5 protein-coding genes are annotated in these 7,591 nt (G+C 63.6%); all 5 read left to right on the forward strand.

What is annotated here, in order from left to right; translation table 11 throughout:
- Nucleotides 1-471 (forward strand): hypothetical protein (locus B4C31_RS08440; RefSeq protein WP_291532103.1); only part of this gene is annotated, 471 nt, incomplete at its 5' end.
- Nucleotides 468-1,187, forward strand: coding sequence for a distal tail protein Dit (locus tag B4C31_RS08445; protein ID WP_291532104.1), 720 nt, complete (start codon nt 468-470; stop codon nt 1,185-1,187). The genes B4C31_RS08440 and B4C31_RS08445, both read left to right, overlap by 4 nt.
- Nucleotides 1,188-4,280 (forward strand): phage tail protein, encoded by a 3,093-nt coding sequence (locus B4C31_RS08450; RefSeq protein WP_291532105.1) that lies wholly within the window; start codon nt 1,188-1,190, stop codon nt 4,278-4,280. It abuts the gene before it with no gap.
- 10 nt (nt 4,281-4,290) lie between these two features.
- Complete coding sequence (locus tag B4C31_RS08455; protein WP_291532106.1) at nt 4,291-4,422, forward strand: hypothetical protein; 132 nt, start codon at nt 4,291-4,293, stop codon at nt 4,420-4,422.
- Nucleotides 4,422-7,591 (forward strand): hypothetical protein (locus B4C31_RS08460; protein WP_291532107.1); only part of this gene is annotated, 3,170 nt, incomplete at its 3' end. The genes B4C31_RS08455 and B4C31_RS08460, both read left to right, overlap by 1 nt.

The raw sequence follows: 7,591 nt of genomic DNA on the forward strand, positions 1-7,591 counted from the left end.
GGGAGCGTCTCAAGCTACGTCACGGCTGGCTATTACACGCTGTGGGACAACGGCCAGTATGTCATGGCAGGCTTCGGCGATTCGATGGTCAGCTACTTCAACCGCGTTGTCACCTCGCAGTTGCAGTCGATCACCAACGCCATCCCATCGTGGAAGGGCCCGGAATCCAAGGACAAGCACCTGCTCACGTCCACGGGCGAGATCATCATGCAGTCGCTGGCCGACGGCATCGAGACCGGCGCCCAGAAGGTGCACGACGCGCTCTACGACCTGACCAACATGATCCCGCAGGACGTGGCGGTCGAGTCTCGCATCGACTCACGTATCACGTCCGACGTGGCGCGGCAGGCGCAGCCCGCAGGCGTCACGATCACCGGCAACACGTTCAACGTCCGCGACGACCGCGACATCGAGCGCATCGCCGAGGAACTCAACACCTACATCACCAGACAGGGGGCGTTCGCGGCATGAGAAACGCTGTAACGTTCGACGGCCACGAGCTCTCGCAGTCCTACCTCGTGGCAGAGGTCGACCGCAAGCCCTCGGGGCAAACGGTCGCGACCCAGACCATCGTCGGGCGAGACGGCGTGGTGGCCACGGGGGCCAGGGCCAACAGCACGACGGTTGCCATGACCATCGTGGCCCGCGATCCCCAGCAGGCGCGGCGGCGCGAGGTCATGCGCGACCTGAGGGCGTGGCTCGCGTGTAGCGAGCCGAAACCGCTGGCGTTCGCAGACGATGAGGGGCTTTACTACCTGGCCATCCCACAGGGCATCACAGAGACGCGGTTCCTCAATGCCATCGCGTGGCGCGTGACCTTCCTGATCCCGCAGCCCTACCTGCTCTCGCCGAACAAGACCGTCGTGGTCGGGTCTGAGTCCTTCCACTACTCAGGCTCGGCTGCGGCGCGGCCAATCGTCACGCTCGCCAACGTCACCCCGGCCAGCGGCGTGGTGGGCGTGACGCTCGACGGCCAGCAGGTGATGCAGGTGCCGCTGGCGGCTGCTGCGTCGACCGTCGTGATCGACTGCGGCGAGGACGCCAGGACGGTGCTCGTGGACGGCTCTGCGTCAATGCTCACCACCGGCTCGGACTGGTGGGAGATCACCCCCGGCGTCCACAGCGCGGCGGTCACGACGGGGACGGCCACGATGAGTGTCGAGTGGCGCGAGAGGTGGGTGATATAGGTGGACGTGTCCCGCATCATGGTCTACGACGCCCAGGACAACTTCATGGGCGATATCCCGCCCGCCGAGGTCTTCGAGCGCACCCGCACCGAGGAGATCAACGGCGCCAACTCTCTCAAGCTGTCAACAGTGCACCCCCTTGAGGTCGGCAACCGCCTGCTCAACTGCGACGCAACCGGCACGTGGCGCGAGTACGTCGTGACAGGCATCGAGCAGGGCCACACCGACGGGTTGGCTGCGTACTGCACCTATTATGCGGTCTGGTCGATCCAGTACGACCTGACGGGCGTCACCTGCGACGTGATGCCCGGCGTCAAGTCGCCCGTGAACGCACGAGCCGCACTCGTGGCGCTGCTCGGCAACACGAGCCAATGGGCGGTCGGCAACGTCGACGTCGGCACCACGGGCGGCGCGTCCATGTGGCAGCGCAGCGCGTGGGAGGCCATGTCCACGCTCATCGATGTCTGGGGCGGCGAGATCGCGCCGCGCATCGAGGTCGACAACAATGGCGTGGTCTCGCGCCTTGTGGACTACCGCGCCAGGGTGGGCGCGACGAAAGTGACCAGGCGGTTCGACTACGGCGCCGACCTCGCCGACATAAAGCGCAAGGTGGCCGACACTGTGCGCTACTGCCGCATCGTTCCGCTGGGCGCAGGCTCCACCGATGCCGTCGCGTCAGCAGACCGCAAGCGCGTCACGATCAAGAGCGTCAACGATGGTGTCGAATGGCTTCAGAACGACTCGGTCGTGCCGATCGTGCGCAGGCCAAACGGCTCGGGCGGCTGGGAGTACCCGACCAAGTTCGTCATCTTCGACGGCGTCGAAGACCCGCAGACGCTGAAGGACACGGCCCTGCGGGCACTCGAAGAGTACACCACGCCGAAGGTGAGCTACACCGCCAAGGTGACCCAGTTCGCCCAGGCTGGCGTCGACCTGCATGGCGTGGCCGTTGGCGATGCCGTCGACGTGGTGGACAAGGAGTTCGGCGTCGAGGGAGGACTCCGGCTCACGAGCCGCATCGTCAAGCTGGTCACCGACGAGCTGCAACCGGAGAACGTGACGGTCACGCTCGGCAACGTCACGACAGACCTCAGCAGCCGCTTCACGAAGCTCGACAACAAGGTCGCCCGCGTCTCCCAAGCCTTAGCCAACCAGGAGGGTGGCACGTGGGAGTACCTCAACGCCATCGTCGACAACCTGAACGCCGCCATCAACGCCACGGGCGGCTACACCTACGTCACGGAAGGGCAGGGCATCCGCACCTACGACAAGGCCGTCTCAGACCCGCTGGTCGGCACCGAGGCGTCGAAGGTGGTCGAGGTCAAGGGCGGCTCCGTCCGAATCGCGGATTCGAGGACGACCAGCGGAGACTGGGATTGGAGGACGGTCTTCGTCAGCGGCCACATCGCGGCCGACCTCGTGACTGCGGCGCAGATCAACGCCGGGTACATCGGCTCCCCGACCGGCAACTACTGGGACCTGGACACGGGCGCGTTGAAGATGACCTCCGACGTGCATATCGGCGACCAGACCCTCGCGCAGTACATCGCCGAGGTGGCGCCGGAACCGGACCTGAGCCAGGACGAGGTCTTCAACGCGCTCACCAACGACGGCGCCGCCCAGGGCATGTTCATCCAGAACGGCCAGCTCTACATCAACGCCACGTACCTCCGCACCGGCATCATCAAGGACGCGCTCAACAAGAACTACTGGAACATGCAGACTGGCGAGTTCTCGCTGTCCCCGACGACGGAGGTCGGCGACACGACGCTGGATGCGGTGGCGACAAACGCGAGCACGGCGATCACCGAGGCACGCGCGGAGGTCGGCGGCACGAACCTCCTGCTGGACAGCAACAGGAAGGACCTCGCCAAGAGGGCGGCGACCGCGCCGCGCTACTGGTCGAGGAAGACCGCCTCGGGCGTCACCGCGACCATACAGGCGCTCTCGGCGTCCGCACGCCCCGTGGGCGGCGTCGACTATGCGGCGCAATTCGCGTTCAAGGCGAGCCAGACGGCGAACTACGGCGGGATCGTCTTCTACGACAAGCAGGCCCCGAAGATGATCGACGGGCAGAAGTACACCGTCTCGTGCTGGGCGATGAGCACCGCCGGGTCGGGCGAGGTCTTCATGCAGTACGGCAACACGAAGTGGAGGGCCTCAGCCAAGATGGCTGTGACCTCGAAGTGGAAGCGATACAGCTGGACGTTCACCTTCAGCCAGTCTGCGGCTGGCGGCAGCAACGGCGCCCGCATCTACTTCTACAGCAGGCCAAAGACGGCGGCGGCGTGCACCGTGCAAATGTGCGGGTTCAAGTTGGAGATCGGCGCGAGGGTAACCGACTGGTCGCCCGCACCGGAGGACCTGGACTACGACAACGCCGACACGCTGAACGCTGCCAAGACGTTCACCAACTCCGTGGCGAAGAAGGACCGCGACTACACCGACGCGCAGCGCAAGGCCCTCGACGACTCGCTGAACCAGGAGAAGATATTCAAGAGGCTCACCAACAACGGCAAGGCGAAGGGCATCATCCTGAAAGGCGGGCAGCTCTACATCAACGCGAGCTACATCAACGCGGGCACCGTCAGTGCGAACGTCATCAAGGCAGGTATTCTTTCGGACAAAAACGGTAAGACCAAGCTAGACCTCGACAAAGGGACATTCACCACGAACAATGCCGAGCTGAAGAACTGCCGGGTTGCTGGTAATCTGTCATCGAGCGTATCCAATTCGGACACAAACATCGAGATCAGGAACGGCGGTATCAACTTCGGCTACAAGGGCAAGCCAAAGCTGAAGATCAGGGCCGACTACCTGTACGCGCAGAACGGGGAGCACAAGCTGGGGACGACCATAACCGCCCTCAACGACCTGATGGTGAGCGCACCGAGGATCTGGATGAACAACGGTGGGGTCAGCAACTACAAGGGGTTCACCGGCGCCTTCTCCCTGCCAGTCGCCACGTTCAGGAAGGACAAGGGTAGCAGCTGGCTCTACTTCAACACGACGGCGCCTGACAAGGCGACGCTGTCGTTCGAGTTCGTGAACGGTCTGTGCGTCAAATGCAAGATTGTCGGCAACCCGACGTAAGGAGAGCGCGATGGCATCGGTCGTCGGCTATGAGGCCCAGTGGGAAGTCACTCAAATTGTGGATGTTGAATCCACTCAACCTGCTGAGACAACTGAGCCTACCCAAACAACTGAATCCACAGAACAGGAAGGAGGCGAGTGATGGACGAGGAGCTGGAAGAAGTCGTAGAGGATGAGAATGTAAACACCGACGAGGAGGGTGAGCCCGAGGACCCCGGCGACGCGGGGGACTCCACCCCGGTCGACCAGGAGCCGGTGCCGCCCGTCGAGGACGAGGGCGTGAGGCCGGACGTCGACTGGGACGAGACGATCGCGGACGGCGAGGCCCGCGTACCGCAGCACTTCACCTCGCAGCCCGTGCCGCCGTACTACATCGGCGACGACTGGGACGACGACGGCGAGATGTACATCTGCATCGGCGACTCGACGGGGGAGACGTTTGACGCCGCAGACTGGTCGCCGGTCGTGGAACAGGAGGTCATACCGCCTACCACGACGGTCACCCGCTACACCGTCGAGCCGATCACGGACTACAGCGCCGAGAAGCTGGCCGAGTACGAGCAGTCGGGCGCGACGGCGTGGGCCATATACGACGACGGCTCCCGGGTGCAGGTGCAGTGGTCGGAGGTCACGGAGCCGGTGCTGCCCGGCGTGGCTGCGGACGAGGCGCTGGAGGCCGCCCTGGCGAACGGACAGCACTTTTGGCACAACTCGGACGGCGCGGAGACCCACGGCGGTGCAGGCGTGCACGTGACCGACCAGACGCAGGAGGTGTGGGATGCGGCGGTCGCGGACGGGTTCAGCGACCTCTCGGACAGCAAACCCTACCACAACATCCTGATAAACTCGCTGGGCATGCTCCTGCGGACGGCCTTAAACCACTTGGCGAGCATCACGCGAAGCGCCATCGCCTTCTTCGACGGCGAGGGCAACGACTCATCGAACTTGGTCGCGTCCTTCGGCAAGGACGGAGCACAGATCGGTAAGAGCGAGGAGAGCCATATCGAGATGGACTATCACTCGATGCGGCTAATCGACTGGGAACAGGAGTCTTATTTCTACGTATCAGACCTCCGCGACCATACGGGTATCGCAGAAATAACCGAATACGTCATCGGAGACGGTGAGACCAGGGCGTTTCGTATACAGGTCGAAGGTGTCGTATCGTCGGTGAAGGTCGACGACGAGGAAATAACGAACTATTCAGCATACGACATGGGCGTGACCATCCACGAACCGCCAGAACGCGGGGCTGTGGTCGAGATAAAATACACGACCACATCGAAATACGCAAAGGCGTACACGCTCGGTACACGAAGCTCACTACGAACCCCAACGGTCGGCCTCATGTCCTATGTTCTCGGCGGCATGTGTGCGGCGGGCGGCGCATATTCCGTGGCAGAAGGTTTCAACAACGGCGCATTGGGCACGATGAGCCATGCCGAGGGGTCGTACAGCGAGGCGTCGGGGGCATGCTCCCACGCAGAAGGCCAGTCTATCGCTAGTGGAACGAGTGCACATAGCGAGGGCAACCTCACCCAGGCCAACGGCGCGCGATCACATGCCGAGGGGAACCACACCGTCGCAGACGCAAGTAGCGCACATGCCGAAGGCATCTACACGAAGGCCCTGGCAAACGGGGCGCACAGCGAAGGTTATTATTCGATAGCATACGACAACAGGTCGCATGCGGAAGGTGACACATGCAGGGCGCATGGTGTGGCGTCTCATGCCCAAAACATGTGGACAGTCACGAACATGGACGCGCAGACGGCCATCGGAAAATATAACGCCCAGGGCAATTATGCATTCATTGTTGGCAACGGCACCGCAGACGATGCCCGATCCAATGCCCTCACCGTAGATTGGTCAGGCAACGTGGAGACGGCTGGAGATATCACGGCCCAAGGCTTCTTCGGCACCGGGGACATAGTGCTCAAGGACCCGGTCATAGACCGCGACGCAGCCGCGCCAACGTCAAACCAGATCGGCGGCGTCGTGCGGTTCAAGGACAAGGACGGCGAGCGCCTGGGGCAGGTCGAGATCGACCGCCTCAAAAGCGGCATGACGCAGCTCAGGATAGGCGCGTTCAGCGAGAGCGGCGGCACCGAGGACCAGACGTGGCTCGACCTGCAATCGGACCCGGACGGGGACCTCGACTGCATCACGACGGGCAAGACCGTGATCCTCTCCAAGACCACCGACGCCAGCGGCACGGCAGACAACCGCCCCGCGCTCATCGTCGGCGGCACGCCGGGGCAGGCGCACCTTGAGTTCGACAGCAACGAGATCCTGGCCAAGGCCGACGGGGACTCCACCGCGACGCTGTGGCTCAACACGGACGGCGGGACGGTAGGATTCGGAGGAAACGCGCAGGTCACGGGGCATCAGTTCATCGCGAAGAGCGACAACATCGCGAGTGGAAGCGCCGTCAGCTCGGCCACAAACGGCAACGGCTCCTACAGGCTCTTCGGCTCGGACGGCGTACCCCTCGGCATGATAAACGCCCGTTTCCTCAACACAGGCGAGCAGGGCGTGCAGATGTATACGACCCGCAAGGTCGGGACTGCCGACAAGTACAACACCCTCGCCCTGTACCTCGACGAGGACGGCAACCCGACGGTCACCGTGACGAACCAGAAGTCGTGGCGGGACGGCCTCGGCATCACCCCGGCGAACATAGGGGCTGCGGCGTCGAGCCACACCCATAACTACCTTCCGCTCACCGGCGGCGAGGTCACGGGGGACGTATACGTCAAGAGCTCGAACATCACCGTCGGTACGACCCCGAGCAGCCACACCAACGGCAGTGGCGTCTCGTTCCGCGACTCGAAGGGCACGGGCGTCGCCTACACGCACGCGCGGTTCCTCAACGACGGGCGCACGGGCTACGAGATCGGCACCGTCAGGAGCGTCAGCGGCAGCAACGTCTTCCACTCCCTCGGACTGTTCATCGACAAGGACGGCGATAAGTCGATCGTTGTCTCCGACGCCGCCGCATGGCGTAGCGCCATCGGCGCCGCAGCGTCGAGCCACACGCACAGCTACCTGCCGCTCGGCGGTGGCACCATGACCGGGCAAATCAGGATGAAGAACGAGACGGCCATGCCAAGGGCCACCGGCACAGGCTGGTTTCCGGTCGTGATAAATTCCTTCAGCGACGGCGGCGAGATGCATTATATGAGACCCGCTGACGTCCCCGAGCTGATCGGGGCCTACCCGGCGAGCACGACCAAGAGTAGCAGCGCGTCGATCTTCACGGCTGGGGCCAACGTCACGGTCACGTCCGTTTACCACGCGCTCACGGCGGG

Source organism: Bifidobacterium sp. UBA4282 (genome assembly GCF_002394995.1).
GTDB classification, from domain to species: Bacteria; Actinomycetota; Actinomycetes; order Actinomycetales; family Bifidobacteriaceae; genus Bifidobacterium; species Bifidobacterium pullorum_B.